The organism is Rhodococcus sp. NPDC059968 (assembly GCF_042738615.1).
Lineage (GTDB): Bacteria > Actinomycetota > Actinomycetes > Mycobacteriales > Mycobacteriaceae > Rhodococcus_F.
On sequence record NZ_JBHWUE010000167.1, the window covers coordinates 1 to 13,228 of the forward strand.

The 13,228-nt window shown below is 69.8% G+C and carries 14 protein-coding genes and 1 pseudogene; 7 read left to right on the forward strand and 8 right to left on the reverse strand.

What is annotated here, in order from left to right; translation table 11 throughout:
* Positions 1–83: 83 nt before the first annotated feature.
* From ACFWAY_RS50890 to ACFWAY_RS50915, 6 genes are all read right to left on the reverse strand, one after another.
* A complete protein-coding gene (locus tag ACFWAY_RS50890) occupies positions 84–704 on the reverse strand; it encodes a sigma-70 family RNA polymerase sigma factor (protein WP_378516130.1) in 621 nt (206 codons plus the stop codon).
* Positions 705–1,200: 496 nt separating this feature from the next.
* The gene (locus tag ACFWAY_RS50895) at positions 1,201–2,028 is read right to left on the reverse strand and encodes an ABC transporter permease (protein ID WP_378516131.1); all 828 of its coding nucleotides are present in this window, start codon (positions 2,026–2,028) and stop codon (positions 1,201–1,203) included.
* Entirely contained in the window at positions 2,025–2,957 is a 933-nt protein-coding gene (locus tag ACFWAY_RS50900; protein WP_378516132.1) for an ATP-binding cassette domain-containing protein, read from the reverse strand. The genes ACFWAY_RS50895 and ACFWAY_RS50900 overlap by 4 nt, the downstream gene beginning before the upstream one ends.
* A 166-nt stretch (positions 2,958–3,123) precedes the next feature.
* Entirely contained in the window at positions 3,124–4,179 is a 1,056-nt protein-coding gene (locus ACFWAY_RS50905) for a flavin-containing monooxygenase (protein ID WP_378516133.1), read from the reverse strand.
* Positions 4,180–4,212: 33 nt separating this feature from the next.
* A complete protein-coding gene (locus ACFWAY_RS50910; protein ID WP_378516142.1) occupies positions 4,213–5,412 on the reverse strand; it encodes an MFS transporter in 1,200 nt (399 codons plus the stop codon).
* 40 nt (positions 5,413–5,452) lie between these two features.
* On the reverse strand, positions 5,453–6,814 hold the full coding sequence (locus ACFWAY_RS50915) for an NAD(P)-binding domain-containing protein (RefSeq protein WP_378516134.1): 1,362 nt from the start codon (positions 6,812–6,814) through the stop codon (positions 5,453–5,455).
* A gap of 103 nt (positions 6,815–6,917) precedes the next feature.
* Here ACFWAY_RS50915 and ACFWAY_RS50920 point away from each other — a divergent pair, with 103 nt between their 5' ends.
* The 3 genes from ACFWAY_RS50920 (at position 6,918) to ACFWAY_RS50930 (ending at position 9,348) form a co-directional block, all read left to right on the forward strand.
* Positions 6,918–7,787, forward strand: coding sequence for a helix-turn-helix domain-containing GNAT family N-acetyltransferase (locus ACFWAY_RS50920; RefSeq protein ID WP_378516135.1), 870 nt, complete (start codon positions 6,918–6,920; stop codon positions 7,785–7,787).
* A gap of 25 nt (positions 7,788–7,812) precedes the next feature.
* On the forward strand, positions 7,813–8,343 hold the full coding sequence (locus ACFWAY_RS50925) for a DinB family protein (RefSeq protein WP_378516143.1): 531 nt from the start codon (positions 7,813–7,815) through the stop codon (positions 8,341–8,343).
* Between the two features lie 162 nt (positions 8,344–8,505).
* On the forward strand, positions 8,506–9,348 hold the full coding sequence (locus tag ACFWAY_RS50930) for a class I SAM-dependent methyltransferase (RefSeq protein WP_378516136.1): 843 nt from the start codon (positions 8,506–8,508) through the stop codon (positions 9,346–9,348).
* A 151-nt stretch (positions 9,349–9,499) separates the two neighbouring features.
* Here ACFWAY_RS50930 and ACFWAY_RS50935 read toward each other — a convergent pair whose 3' ends face one another.
* Both ACFWAY_RS50935 and ACFWAY_RS50940 read right to left on the reverse strand, forming a co-directional pair.
* Positions 9,500–10,504 carry an alkylmercury lyase family protein gene (locus tag ACFWAY_RS50935; RefSeq protein ID WP_378516137.1) on the reverse strand — a complete coding sequence of 335 codons (1,005 nt, stop codon included), beginning with the start codon at positions 10,502–10,504 and terminating at the stop codon, positions 9,500–9,502.
* Positions 10,501–10,908 (reverse strand): MerR family transcriptional regulator, encoded by a 408-nt coding sequence (locus ACFWAY_RS50940; RefSeq protein ID WP_378516138.1) that lies wholly within the window; start codon positions 10,906–10,908, stop codon positions 10,501–10,503. Before ACFWAY_RS50940 ends, ACFWAY_RS50935 begins: the two co-directional genes overlap by 4 nt.
* A gap of 106 nt (positions 10,909–11,014) precedes the next feature.
* Between ACFWAY_RS50940 and ACFWAY_RS50945 the strand changes: the two genes are divergently transcribed.
* The 4 genes and pseudogenes from ACFWAY_RS50945 to ACFWAY_RS50960 form a co-directional block, all read left to right on the forward strand.
* On the forward strand, positions 11,015–11,407 hold the full coding sequence (locus tag ACFWAY_RS50945; RefSeq protein WP_378516139.1) for an ArsR/SmtB family transcription factor: 393 nt from the start codon (positions 11,015–11,017) through the stop codon (positions 11,405–11,407).
* Positions 11,404–12,504 carry an ACR3 family arsenite efflux transporter gene (gene arsB / locus ACFWAY_RS50950; protein WP_378516140.1) on the forward strand — a complete coding sequence of 367 codons (1,101 nt, stop codon included), beginning with the start codon at positions 11,404–11,406 and terminating at the stop codon, positions 12,502–12,504. Before ACFWAY_RS50945 ends, arsB begins: the two co-directional genes overlap by 4 nt.
* A 52-nt stretch (positions 12,505–12,556) precedes the next feature.
* Positions 12,557–12,973, forward strand: a complete 417-nt coding sequence (locus tag ACFWAY_RS50955) for an arsenate reductase ArsC (protein ID WP_378516141.1) — start codon at positions 12,557–12,559, stop codon at positions 12,971–12,973.
* A 40-nt stretch (positions 12,974–13,013) separates the two neighbouring features.
* A pseudogene (locus ACFWAY_RS50960) lies at positions 13,014–13,228 on the forward strand (thioredoxin-disulfide reductase); the annotation flags it as partial.

The window sequence follows — 13,228 nt, forward strand, 5'->3', positions numbered from 1 at the left end:
CTCCTACTCCCCCCCCCCCCCCCCACCGCCATTTGAGCTGGGGACATGCGACCGGTCGCCGTCGCCAGAGACGGTGTGCCGGTCTACTGGTCCGCCGGCGTTGTGGCTCCGCATGCGCAGGCTCCGCCGCTGCGGGGCTGGTAGTCGTGCACGTGCCCGGTGCGGTCCTGGCTGATCTCACAGCAGGCGTGCAATTGGGCCTGGAGGGTGGCGCGGCCCCGTTGGACCCGGGATTTCATCCCGGACACCGATATTCCCGCCTCACTGGCCGCGGCGGCGTGGGTGCGGGCGTCGAGGTCGACCATCTTCACCGCCGCGGCCTGCTCGGCGGGCAGCCCGGAGAGCATCGGCACCAGGCAGGAGGCGAGTTCCTTCTCCGCCGCCTCGTCGGCGTCCGGTTCGCCGTCGGGTGGGGTGTCGGGGACGGCGTCGACGGCCAGCTCGCGGCGGTGGGGCGCGGACCGGTAGAAGTCGGTGATGGCGTTGCGGGTGATCGCGTACATCCACCCGAGGAGCCGGTCCTGATCGCGCAGGTTGTCGAGGCTCTTGGCCATCCGCAGGAACACGATCGACAAGATGTCGTCGGCGTCCTCCGGCCGGGAGACCCGGCGGACGATGAAGGCCCGCAAGTCGCTCGAGAAGCGGCGCCAGAGCTGGTCGAGATCAGCTGGTGTCGTCGCGGTGGTGGCCGTGTCCTCGCTCATGATCTTCGGTTCCTTTCCGTCTCCAGCATCCCCGCCCGGCGGCGCGGTGGCGACCCCCGCGGGCGCCCTTTCACAGGTACCGACGACGGTGACCGTCATCGGACGCATCGGCGATCCGTCGCAGTCTGCGTCCGAATCCGGGATGCCTCGTCTGTATGGGTGTCGATGTCGATGACGGGTTCTCCGGTTCGACGTACCAGTAGAAGCGCGGTGAGGAGGTGAGAGCGATGCTGACCACACATTTGTTTTCGGGTCTGACCAGCGAAGAGGTCGATCTGATCGTGGCGGAGGAACTGCATCTGCTCGACGCCGCCGCATGAGCGCCGTCGACGCCCGCACCGGGCGTATCCGCTGACCACCAGCACACCAGAGAAGCCCCTACTCCTCGTCGGGTAGGGGCCAGAAGAGTGCCGGGAGCCGGACGGACAACGCACGCACGCAGAACCCGCCCTGTCCCTCCCTTTGTGGGATGGGGCAGGGCGGGTGCGTCGGGTGTTCAGCGGGTGCGTGCCGACCGCACCAGGCGGGTCAGGACGGGAACGGCGGTCACCAGCGCCCACAACCCGATCGCCGCGACCAGGGCTGCGGCGGTGTCCCCGGCGGTGGCGGTGCCGAGGACCTGGCCGCGCAGGGCGTCGGTGGCGTGTGCGACCGGATTCACCGTGGCCATGGCCTGCATCCAGCCGGGCATGGTCTCGATCGGGGCGAACGCACTCGAGACGAACATCAGCGGCATCATCACCATCATCCCGGCGAACTGGACCACGTCCGGGCGGCGGAGCCGGTCCCCGATCAGCCCGAACAGGGCGCTCATCGCCCCGGCCAGCACCACCAGCACGACGACCGCGGCGACGGCGTCGACGGCGGTGCCGTAGAACTCGAAACCCAAAGCCACGGCGGCAATCCCGAGCAACGCCGCCCGGGCCAGGGTGAACACGGCCTCGTTGATGGTGCGCGCGACCCCCGGCAGCGCCGCCCGCATCGGCAGGGCCGCGAACCGGTCGTGCAGGCCGTTGGTGTGATCGATCGCGGCGGACACTCCGGCGTTGGTGCCGGCCATCACCGTGGAGACGGCGAGCATCGCCGGGGTGAGGAAGACGATGTAGCTGACCCCGGCCGGAAAACCGGGTCCGGCGGCGACGCTGCGGAACACCTGACTGAACAGCACCAGCATCGCCATCGGCATGGTCAGCGAGAACATCAGCAACTGCGGAACCCGGGCGCTGGTGCGCAGGTTCCGGACGGTCAGGGCGGCGAGCTGGTCCCCGACCGAGGACCGCCCGACCGCGGTGGCGGTAGCGGTGGTGGTGCGGGTGGTGGTCATCGGTGGGCTCCAGGTGTGTGGGCGAGGTGGGTGAAGACGTCGTCGAGGCTCGGGGAGGTCACATCCAGGTCGGAGACCTCGAAGCCGCCGCGGTGCAGGTGCGCGACCAGCGCGGTCGCGGCGGGGGCGTCGTCGACGGTGACCGACACCTTCACCCGGTCCCCGTCGACTCGCGGATCGGTGTCCGGGATGAACGGCAGAACGGCAAGCTGACCGGCGGGGATGGTCGCGGTCAGGACCTTGCCGCCGACAATCCGTTTCAGTTCCGCGGGGGTGCCGCGGGCGGCGACCCGGCCCCGGCTCAGGACCACGATGTGGTCGGCGAGCCGGTCGGCTTCCTCGAGGTACTGGGTGGTGAGCACGACGGTGGTACCCGCGGTGGTGAGTTCGTCGACGACGTCCCACAGCCCGGCGCGGGCGATCGGGTCCAGGCCGGTGGTCGGCTCGTCCAGGAACAGCACCGACGGGGATCCGACGAGGCTCGCGGCCAGATCGATCCGGCGGCGCGAGCCCCCGGAGAGTTCCCCGACCCGCCTGCTCGCGTATTCGTGCAGCCCGAGCCGCTCGATCAGCGCCTCGGCCCGCGCCCGGGCGGCATTCCGGCGCAGCCCGGTCAGGCGGCCGATCAGCTCCAGGTTCTCGCGGGCGGTGAGGAATTCGTCGAGTCCGGCATATTGGCCGGTCACCCCGATCCGGCGGCGCACCCGGTCGGCGTCACCGACCACGTCGAGGCCCTCGATCTGCACGCGGCCGACGGTGGGACGCACCAGGGTGGTGAGGGTGCGGATCAGGGTGGTCTTGCCGGCACCGTTGTGGCCGAGCACCCCAAGCGTGGTCCCGGCGGCGGCCTCCAGGTCGACGCCGTCGAGGGCCCAGGATTTGCCGTAGGCGACGTGCAGATCCTCGACCACGACGGCGGGGGCGGTCATCGCACACCCCCGCCGTGGCCGCCGGCCTCGTGGCCGGTTCCGGTGGGAGAGAATAGGTGGGTGGTCATCGAAGGGGTTCCTCTCGAAGGAGTGCTCCTACCCCGTCGTGGGTGGGAGTTACCTCCTCAGACGAACCAACCGCGAGATGGACGCACCAGCCGCCGAATCAGCTCGATCGAACGCGGCCGAGACGGCCCACCAGGTGCCGGGCGTCGCGGCCCACCCCGCGCAGCGACGCCGACGACAGCGAGCGTTGCCACTCCAATCCCAGGTACCCGAGACCGGGATGGGTGGTCGACAGCCCTGCGCGGTGGCGGGGGTGGCCGGTGTCGGTGAGCGCCCCCATCCCGGCCAGGTACGGCAGATGCGGGGTGTATCCGGTGGCGAGCAGGACCGTATCGACCCGGGTGCGGGTGCCGTCCGGCCACACGGACTGGTCGATGTCGAGGGCGGTGAACATCGCCCGCACATGGGGTGCGCCCGCGGCCAGGGCCGCTTTGTAGCGGCCGGTATCGAACACCGGCACCGTCGGCGGTGATTTCAGCAGGGACCCTATGGGGGCAATGCCGAGGCCGGTGACGGTGAACCAGAAGTGCATGTCTCGCCCCCACGGCCGCTGCGGCACGAACTTCACCGGGCTCCGGCTGGCCAGCACGACCTCCTCGGCGACGTCGGCGAGTTCGGCGGCGATCTGGACGGCGGAGTTCCCGGCGCCGACGACGATCACCGACTGGCCCGCATAATCGTCGGGCCGGCGGTAGTCGCTGACGTGCTGCACGGTCCCGGTATACGTTCCCAAGCCGGGCAAGTCGGGATGGTGCGGGGAGCCGAAGCCTCCGGTCGCGGCGATCATTCGGGGTGCGGTGAACGTGGCGCCGGTGTCGGTGTGGGCGGTGAACGTGCGGCCGTCGTGATCGACGGCGAGGACCCGGGTGCCGGTGTGGATGTCGGCGTCGACAGTTTTCGCGTAGTGGCGTAGATAATCGACCACCTCGTCACGGCGCGGATACCGGCCCGGGTTCCCGGGGAACGGAAGACCGGGCAGGGAACTGTACTTGGCCGGAGAGAACAGGGTGAGGCTGTCGTAATAGTGCGGCCAGGACCCGGCCGGTTCGTCCCAGGCCTCGAGGATCGCCGGGTTCATACCGCGTGCGCGGAGGTGGTGGGCGGCGGCCAGGCCGGACTGGCCCCCGCCGACGATGAGGGCGTCATAGTCGGTCAATTCAGTTGTCTCTTCCAGGGTTCGTCGAGCAGGTCAGGAAACGGTGGTGGCCTCGCTGCGCCGGTGGTGCGGGATGCTGGCGGCCCCGATGAGGGCGGCGACCACCGCGAGGCCGGCGAGGATCAGGTAAGCGTGGGCGTAGCTGCCCGTCCACGCCGACAGGACGGTTCCGGCCCACGGAGCCAGCGCCATGACGATGACGACCGGCGCGGACATCAGCCCGTTGAGCCGCCCGTAGTGGGTGGCACCCCACCGGTCGGTGATCGCGGTGGCCTGGATCAGGGTGAAGATCCCGCGGACCAACCCGGCCCCGACCGCCACCGAGATCAACGCGATGGTGGTGGAGACGATCCCGAGCAACGCGGTACCGGCTGCGGTGGCGGCGAGGATCACCACGATCCGGGTGCGGGCGGTGGTTCGGGCGGCGATCGGGAGGTAACCGAGGCGGCCGAGGACCTGCCCGGCCCCACCCAACCCCAACGTCAGCGCGGCCAGCGACGGGGAGAAGCCCTGCTCGATCAGCAGCGGAACCAGGTTGAACACCCCGGCGAACGCGGCGAACGCCCCGAGACTCAGCGCGACGACGAGGGCGAGGAAGGCGCGGCTGCGGGAGGCGTCCCGGTGATCGACCGGATGGTTCCCGGTCGGGGCGGGTGGGTGCGGCCACCGCCCACGCAACCCCAGCACGTGCCCGGGCACGGTGATCGCCGCCAGGATGGCGGCGAGGACGAGATACGTGGCCCGCCAGTCGTAGCGGTCGACCAGCGCCGCGGTCAGCGGGGCGAACACCGTGCTGGCCAACCCGGCCGCGAGGGTCAGGATCATCAGCGCCTTCACGTAATTGTCGCCGTACCAGCGGGTCAGCGCCGCGAACGCGGGCGGATACAACACCGCGCCCATCGCGATCCCGGCCGCGATCCACCCGGCGTAGAAGACCGGCAGAGTCGGGGCGGCCGCCACCACCAGCAGGGACGGGACGGCCAGGACGGAGCCGGCGGTCATCACGACCCGCGGCCCGATGCGGTCGATGATCCGCCCCACCGGAATTCCCGTGAGTGCGGCGGCGAGCTGGGACAGGGAGAACGCGGCGGTGAGCACCGGCAGCGACCACCCGGTGTCCGCCGAAATCGACACCGAGAGCACCGGAAACGCGTAGTAGAGGATGCCCCAGCTGGTGATCTCGGTCAGACATAGCACCGCCAGCACCCGCCGCAGACCGGTCTCATCGAGCATGGGGGTGGTCTGCGGCAGGGACCTGGTGCCGGTCACCGGGTTATCCGCCCGCGCGGGCGGACAGCGTGATCAGCGCCTGAGCCGGGGCTACGCAGCACCCCGCGGTGGCTTCCTCGGCGTCGACGGTGTCGGTGGGGGTGTCGGGGTCGTCGAACACCCCGGCGCCGCCGCACACCCCGGTCTCCGGCAGGGTCAGCTCGACCCGGGCGGCGGCCTCGTGGTCCCCGGCCAGGGCGGCGGCGATACTACGGACCTGCTCGTACCCGGTCATCGCCAGGAACGTCGGCGCCCGCCCGTAGCTTTTCATCCCGACCAGGAACACATTCGGCTCCGGATGCGACAGCTCGGCGACCCCGTGCGGGTAGACGGTGCCGCAGGAATGCACGTTCGGGTCGATCAGCGGCGCCAACTCCACCGGCGCTTGCAGCACCGGATCCAGGCCGAGGCGGATCTCCGACAGCCAGGACAAATCGGGGCGGAACCCGGTGAGCACCACCACCCGATCCACGTCGTCGATTCGGGCGCCGGTGTCGGACACCAACACCACCCGACCGTCCTCACTGGGGGGTTCGATGGTGGCGGTGCGGAATCCGGGAACCACCGTCAGCAGGCCGTCGCCGACGGCCGCCTTGGCGCGCAGGCCGAGGGCGCCGCGGGCGGGCAGCTGGTCGTCCTCGCCGCCGCCGAAGGCTCCGCCGACGTCGCCGCGGCGCAGCACCCAGCTGATCCGGGTGCCCGGCGCCTGCTTCTCCAAGTTGGCCAAGGCGACGATGGCGGTCAGTGCGGAGTGCCCGCTGCCGGCGATCACGATGTGCTTGCCCGCGTACCGGGCGCGCACCTTCGGGTCGTCGAGGTTCGGCACCCGGTATTCGAGGACGTCGGCGGCGGCGCGCTCGCCGAGTGCGGGCAGGCCCTCGCCGCCGAGCGGATTGGGGGTGGTCCAGGTTCCGGAGGCATCGATCACAGCTTGGGCGGTGATGCGGTCCTCGGTGCCGTCGGCGCGGCGCAGGTGCACCGACAGTGGTTCGGTGTCGCGGCCGGCGTCGACGACCCGGTCCCGCCCGCGCCGCGCCACGCCGACCACCTCGGTGCCCAGCTGCACGATGTCGCCGAGCGCGGCGGCCAGCGGGACCAGGTAGTTCTCGGCCCAGTCCTGGCCGCTCGGATACCCGTCGTCGTCCGGGGCCGTCCAGTCGGTGGTGTCGAGCAGGCGGCGGGCGGCCGGGTCGATCAGCTCACCCCACCGGGAGAACAGCCGCACGTGATTCCACTCGGCGATCGCGGCACCGGCGCTGCCGCCGCGTTCGAAGACCACCGGGGTCAGGCCGCGCTCACGCAGCTGCGCCGCGGCGGCCAGGCCGATCGGTCCGGCGCCTACGACGACTACGGGCAAGGTGTTCATCTCGACAATCCTTCCATCGACGTTCATCGATCCTCTGGTTCGGAAGAGTATCGACATGCGTCGATGAATGCAACCATCGATAGATGTCGATATAGTGAAGGGCATGACTTCCCTGGACATGCCGGTCGTCCGCACCCTCAGGGCCGATCAGGTGGATGCGTTGGCGCCGGAGGACGCGGTGACCTACGCCGGGTGGTTCGCCTGTCTGGCCGACCCGACCCGGGTGCGGCTGCTGCACCAGGTCGCGTCCCGGCCGGCCGGGATCACCGTGGGCGAGTTGGCCGAGGCCCTGGGGATCGGGCAGCCCACCGTCTCGCATCACGTGCGCAAGCTCGCCGACGTCGGGTTCGTCACCGCCGAAAAGAACGGCACCAGCACCGTCGTCATGGTCAACCCGTCCTGCTGCACCGGGTTGCCGCACGCCGCGGACGCGGTGATGGGGGTGCTGACCCCGCGCCCGTGCTGCCCGGACGACCTGCCCGGCGATGTCACCGTCCGTCCCATGCGGGACGAGGATTGGGAGGCGGTGCGCCGGATCTACGGCGAGGGCATCGCCACCCGCACCGCCACCTTCACCACCGAGGTCCCCGCCCGGGAAACGCTGGACGGGCAGTGGCTGTCGGGGCATCGGTGGGTCGCCGAGATCGACGGCGCGGTGGTCGGCTGGGCGGCGCTGTCCCCGGTGTCGGGGCGGGACTGCTACGCCGGGGTGGCCGAGAACTCCGTCTACGTCGCCGACGGGATGCGCGGGCGCGGCGTCGGGAAGGCCCTGCTGCGCACCCAGGTGATCGCCGCCGACGAGGCCGGGTTGTGGACGCTGCAGACCTCGATCTTCCCGGAGAACCGGGCGTCCATCGCCCTGCACCACTCCGCCGGCTTCCGGACCCTCGGTGTCCGCGAACGCATCGCCCAGCTCGACGGGATCTGGCGGGACACCGTCTTCCTCGAGCGCCGCTCCCCCGTCGCCGGATAACCTCTCGAACCATCTGGGGCACATGATGTCCGAGCCGCCACCTGTTGATCGGGCCGCGATCGCCGCCGATCTCGAACGGGCCCGGACCGCGTTGCACGAACTCCTGGGCAGCGCCACCGCCGCGGATTTCGAGCGCCGTTCGAACGGAACCCGGTGGACGAATGAGCAGCTGCTGTTCCACATGGTGTTCGGCTACATGGTGGTTCGTCGCCTCCTGGTGCTGGTCCGGGTGTTTTCCCGGCTGCCCGACCGGGTCGGGCGTGGGTTCGCGTGGGTTCTGGACGCCGCGACACCGGTGTTCCACCAGATCAACTATTTCGGCTCGTGCGCGGCGGCCACCGTGTTCGACCGCCACCGCATGGGCCGGCAGTGCGACCGCGTCATCGCGAAGCTGCAACGCTCCCTGGCCAAGGAATCCGAGACGAGCCTGCGGCGCAGCATGGCGTTCCCGGTGCGCTGGGATCCGTTCTTCACCGAGACCATGACCCTCGAGCAGGTCTACCGATACCCGGGCAAGCACTTCGACTTCCACCGCGCCCAGCTCACTCTCGGCTGACGCCGAGGCACCCGATCCGGTGTCTGTTCGACAGACACCGGTACGCACCGAAGGACGCAGACCCCGCCGAAATCACCTCGCGTGCGTCCTTCCGAACCGGTCGACGTCTATTGGTGTGTGCCGAAATCCCGGCACACCCGACATCGACTACGAGGACACGACATGACCACCATTCCCACCGATACAGACACCGACCGCGCACTCAAGGCCAAGCACCGGGCGCTGTGGGCCTCCGGCGACTACCCGACCGTCGCCGCCGAGCTGATCCCGACCCTCGGCGAGGTGCTCGTGGAAGCAGCCGACATCCGCGCCGACCAGCGGGTGCTCGACGTCGCCGCCGGCAGCGGCAACGCCGCCATCCCGGCCGCCGCGCGCGGCGCCACCGTCATCGCGTCGGACCTGACACCGGAACTGTTCGACGCCGGGCGAGCGATCGCCGCCCAGCGCGGCGTCGAGCTGGACTGGGTCGAGGCCGACGCGGAGGCGTTGGCGTTCGACGACGACAGCTTCGACGCCGTCATCTCGGTCGTCGGGGCCATGTTCGCGCCGCACCATCAGCAGACCGCCGACGAGATGCTGCGCGTCTGCCGGCCCGGCGGCACCATCGCGATGATCAACTGGACACCGCAAGGCCTGATCGGCAACCTATTCAAGACCATGGCACCCTACGCACCGCCCCCGCCGCCCGGTGCGACCCCGCCGCCGTTGTGGGGCGACGAGCAACACGTCCGCGACCTGTTCGGCGACCGGGTGACCGCGCTCGACGCGCACCGCCAGTCGCTCGTGATCGACCGCTTCGCAGACCCGACCGAGTTCCGGGAGTTCTGGAAACGCAACTACGGCCCGACGATCGCCGTGTACCGCCACAATGCCGCGGACCCGGACCGGATCGCGAACCTCGAGCAGGACTTCCTGCAATTCCTCACCGCGTGGAATCAGGCCGATGCGCCCGGCCGGACACACTACGACGCCGAGTACCTGCTCGTCACCGCGCGCAAGCGGTAGCCCGCACCGGCCCTCCGTCACCGGCACCGCACCGCAGGATCGCCGCACTCACCGCCTCCGCCGCGCACCTCGAACACGTCCGCACCGAACTGTCGCCGCACCCGCCCGCGGGCGGGTGCGGTCCGGGATGTGGGTGAACATTCCCCCGCCGTCAGGTGCTCAACGCCCCACCGAAGATCGCCACCCCGAGCCGGGTGGCCTCTGCCAGGGCGACGACGAGGCCGCCGACCTGCGGGTGATCGTCGGCCCACCGTTGCGCTACCTCGCGGTCGGTGAAGAAGTTCAGGTAGATGCAGCAGGTGTCCGCGGAGGGCCCCTGCCCGGTCTCGGCTCCGACGAACACGACCACGGTGGCCGGGGTCGCGGCGACCTCCTCGCCGCACACGGTCACGGTGATCGAATCGCCGGTGTCCGGATCGACAGATTCGATCATCACCTCGGCATCGAGCATGGCGGACATGCCGAGCGCATCGACCGCGCACATCGCGTAGACAGCTGTTGCGCTGGCGATGTGCACTCGGTGCGGTGTGGGAGAGGCGGAGAACGGATAGGCGGCGACGATCCGCCCGCCCCGGTCGAGCCGGATGACATCCTTCGCGTGCAGGCGATCAAGGACCGTCAACCCGGAATCTCCGAATTCCGCTGCGACCGCGTCCAGTTCGGCGTGCTCGGGCGGCTCGCCGTGATCCGCGAACGCCCGCAGGGTCGCATGGTGGACCGCCCGTTCGGCGGGACCTTCCGGCCGCGCCGCACCGCGCCACCCGCCCAACGCCGCCAGCGCGGACGCTTGCGAGTCGGCCGGTGCGCAGCAGTCGCCACGGACTTCCGCCGCCTCGCCCGGGTGGTAGTCAACGGCCAGGTGCAGCGCCTGGCGCAGCGCCGCGACCGAGGGGGCACCCTCGAGGGCGCCATCGCCTGTGGGATAGAGCCGGCAGGACACGCTCGGTGCCAGTCCAGGTGCGGCGAACGGGTCCGTGCCGTCGACGAGCAGGGTGGGTGAGCCGGTCATCCCGGCATCGGCGGCGTCCGCGGCGTCGTCGAGCACGCGATGGGTGATCTCCACCTCGGCCCGTGTGCCTGCGACGGCGCTGTCGATCCGCTGCTCGAGTAACCGCACGTGGGGACAGTCAGGAACCTGCAGGATCTCCACCCTCATCGGTCGTCTCCTTCCTCGGTGTGCAGTGTGTGCAGGAGGGGGCAGCATCGGTTGCTGCGCGGAAGTTCGCAGCTGGCGACGAGTTCGACGAGGGACTGCTGCATGCGCTGGAGGTCGGCGATCTTGTCGGCGAGCTGTGCCAGCTTGGCTTCGGCAAGTTCCCGGGCCGTGTCGCAGTCCTCGGGTCCCCCCTCGGCCAGATGCAACAGCTCCTCGATCTCGTCGAGGCTGAACCCGTGCTCCTGGGCCCGTTTGACGAACCGGACCACCCTCACGGCATCGGCCGGATACGCCCGATACCCGGCCGGAGACCGGGGCGGTTGCGCCAACAGGCCGCGACGCTCGTAGTACCGCAGCGTCTGCACATTCACTCCGGTGCGGGCGGCGACCTCACTGGTACGCATGCCGCCCATTCTCAACCCTGTACCCGACTATCGAGTCAAGCCTGACCTGGCGAGTGCATCGCCTGCCCGGTTTGCCTACTGATTCGACATCTGTCAATATCGACGTATGTCGAAACAAGAGGTGTCGGAGAGCGGCGCGTGCTGCTCACCGCTGGCACGCGAACCGTTGACCGAGGACTGGGCCGGGGATCTGGCCCGGATGTTCAAGGCGCTCGGTGACCCGGTGCGGCTGCGCCTGCTGAGCCTAGTGGCTTCCCATGCGGGCGGGGAGGCGTGCGTGTGCGACATCTCCGCCACGATCGACCTGTCCCAGCCGACCATCTCGCATCATCTGAAGGTGCTGCGTCAGGCCGGGCTGCTGGACTGCGAACGCCGCGGCACCTGGGTGTACTACTGGGTGATCCCGTCGGCGCTGCAGCAACTCTCGGCCGTGCTGCTCACCGAGGGCGGGCCGGTCGTCCCATCCGAGACCTGCACCGCCACGGAGGTGCCCGCGTGAGCGAGGTATCCACCACCGAACACCCGGCGGTCGTCGGGAAGCTGTCCACCCTCGACCGGTTCCTGCCGGTGTGGATCGGCGTCGCCATGGTCGTGGGTCTGCTCCTCGGCCGGATGATCCGGGGCCTGGGCGACGCGCTGTCCGCCGTCGAGATCGACGGCATCTCGTTGCCGATCGCCCTCGGCCTGCTGATCATGATGTACCCGGTGCTCGCGAAGGTCCGCTACGACCGACTCGACACCGTCACCGGCGACCGCAAACTCCTCGTCGGCTCGCTGGTGTTGAACTGGGTGCTCGGTCCGGCATTGATGTTCGCCCTCGCCTGGCTGCTCCTGCCGGATCTGCCGGAATACCGCACCGGCCTGATCATCGTCGGCCTGGCCCGCTGCATCGCCATGGTCATCATCTGGAACGACCTCGCGTGCGGTGACCGGGAGGCCGCCGCCGTGCTGGTCGCGATCAACTCGGTGTTCCAGGTGATCATGTTCGCCGTGCTCGGCTGGTTCTACCTCTCGGTGTTACCCGGCTGGCTCGGTCTCGAGCAGACCACCATCGACACCTCGCCGTGGCAGGTCGCGAAGTCGGTGCTGATCTTCCTGGGCATCCCGCTGCTCGCCGGCTACCTGACCCGCCGTTTCGGGGAGAAGGCGAAGGGCCGCGAATGGTACGAGTCGACATTCCTTCCCCGCATCGGGCCGTGGGCGCTCTACGGCCTGCTGTTCACGATCGTGATCCTCTTCGCACTGCAGGGCGAGCGGATCACCTCCCAGCCGTGGGACGTCATTCGGATCGCGATCCCGTTGCTGGCGTATTTCGCGGTCATGTGGGGCGGCGGCTACGCCCTCGGCGCCGTCATGGGCCTCGGCTACGAGCGGACCACCACGCTGGCGTTCACCGCCGCGGGCAACAACTTCGAACTCGCCATCGCCGTCGCCATCGCCACCTACGGCGCCGCGTCCGGGCAGGCGCTGGCCGGGGTGGTCGGACCGCTGATCGAGGTCCCGGTCCTCGTCGGCCTCGTGTATGTGTCCCTGGCACTGCGGAAGCGTTTCGCCGTCCAGGCACCGCACGCCGCGCCCGAGCCGGACCGCGTCTGATCCTTCCGCCCGCACTCTTTTCTCTTCCCACACTTGTGAAAGGTTGATTCTCATGGCTTCTCGCCCCAGCGTGCTGTTCGTCTGTGTCCACAACGCCGGCCGCTCCCAGATGGCCGCCGGATTCCTCACCCTCCTCGCCGGTGATCGGATCGAGGTCCGCTCCGCCGGATCCGCCCCGGCCGATCAGGTGAACCCGGCCGCCGTCGAGGCGATGGCCGAGGTGGGCATCGACATCGCCGCCGAGTCCCCGAAGATCCTCACCGTCGACGCGGTGCAGGCGTCCGACGTGGTGATCACCATGGGCTGCGGCGACACCTGCCCGGTCTTCCCCGGCAAGAGCTACCGGGACTGGGTCCTCGAGGACCCGGCCGGCCAGGGTGTCGAGGCGGTGCGCCCGATCCGCGACGAGATCCAGGCCAAGGTGCAGGCCCTGATCGCCGAACTCACCACCGCGCCCGCCACCAGCTGACTGCAACTTCTGCCGCTGGCAGAAAGGATTGTTGATCCTCGTGACTTTCCCGACCACCGTTCGTGACCTGATCATCGTCGGCTCCGGACCCGCCGGATACACCGCCGGCGTCTACGCCGCCCGCGCCGAACTCGAGCCCCTGCAGTTCGAGGGCACCCAATTCGGTGGTGCCCTCATGACCACCACCGACGTCGAGAACTTCCCCGGATTCCGTGAGGGAATCATGGGACCCGACCTGATGGACCAGATGCGCGA

Excerpts from the sequence above, each read along its gene's own strand:
- ACFWAY_RS50890 (WP_378516130.1), bottom strand. The coding sequence starts at position 704 with ATGAGCGAGGACACGGCCACCACCGCGACGACACCAGCTGATCTCGAC.
- ACFWAY_RS50895 (WP_378516131.1), bottom strand. The coding sequence starts at position 2,028 with ATGACCACCACCCGCACCACCACCGCTACCGCCACCGCGGTCGGGCGG.
- ACFWAY_RS50900 (WP_378516132.1), bottom strand. The coding sequence starts at position 2,957 with ATGACCGCCCCCGCCGTCGTGGTCGAGGATCTGCACGTCGCCTACGGC.
- ACFWAY_RS50910 (WP_378516142.1), bottom strand. The coding sequence starts at position 5,412 with ATGCTCGATGAGACCGGTCTGCGGCGGGTGCTGGCGGTGCTATGTCTG.
- ACFWAY_RS50915 (WP_378516134.1), bottom strand. The coding sequence starts at position 6,814 with ATGAACACCTTGCCCGTAGTCGTCGTAGGCGCCGGACCGATCGGCCTG.
- ACFWAY_RS50920 (WP_378516135.1), top strand. The coding sequence starts at position 6,918 with ATGACTTCCCTGGACATGCCGGTCGTCCGCACCCTCAGGGCCGATCAG.
- ACFWAY_RS50925 (WP_378516143.1), top strand. The coding sequence starts at position 7,813 with ATGTCCGAGCCGCCACCTGTTGATCGGGCCGCGATCGCCGCCGATCTC.
- ACFWAY_RS50930 (WP_378516136.1), top strand. The coding sequence starts at position 8,506 with ATGACCACCATTCCCACCGATACAGACACCGACCGCGCACTCAAGGCC.
- ACFWAY_RS50935 (WP_378516137.1), bottom strand. The coding sequence starts at position 10,504 with ATGAGGGTGGAGATCCTGCAGGTTCCTGACTGTCCCCACGTGCGGTTA.
- ACFWAY_RS50940 (WP_378516138.1), bottom strand. The coding sequence starts at position 10,908 with ATGCGTACCAGTGAGGTCGCCGCCCGCACCGGAGTGAATGTGCAGACG.
- ACFWAY_RS50945 (WP_378516139.1), top strand. The coding sequence starts at position 11,015 with ATGTCGAAACAAGAGGTGTCGGAGAGCGGCGCGTGCTGCTCACCGCTG.
- ACFWAY_RS50955 (WP_378516141.1), top strand. The coding sequence starts at position 12,557 with ATGGCTTCTCGCCCCAGCGTGCTGTTCGTCTGTGTCCACAACGCCGGC.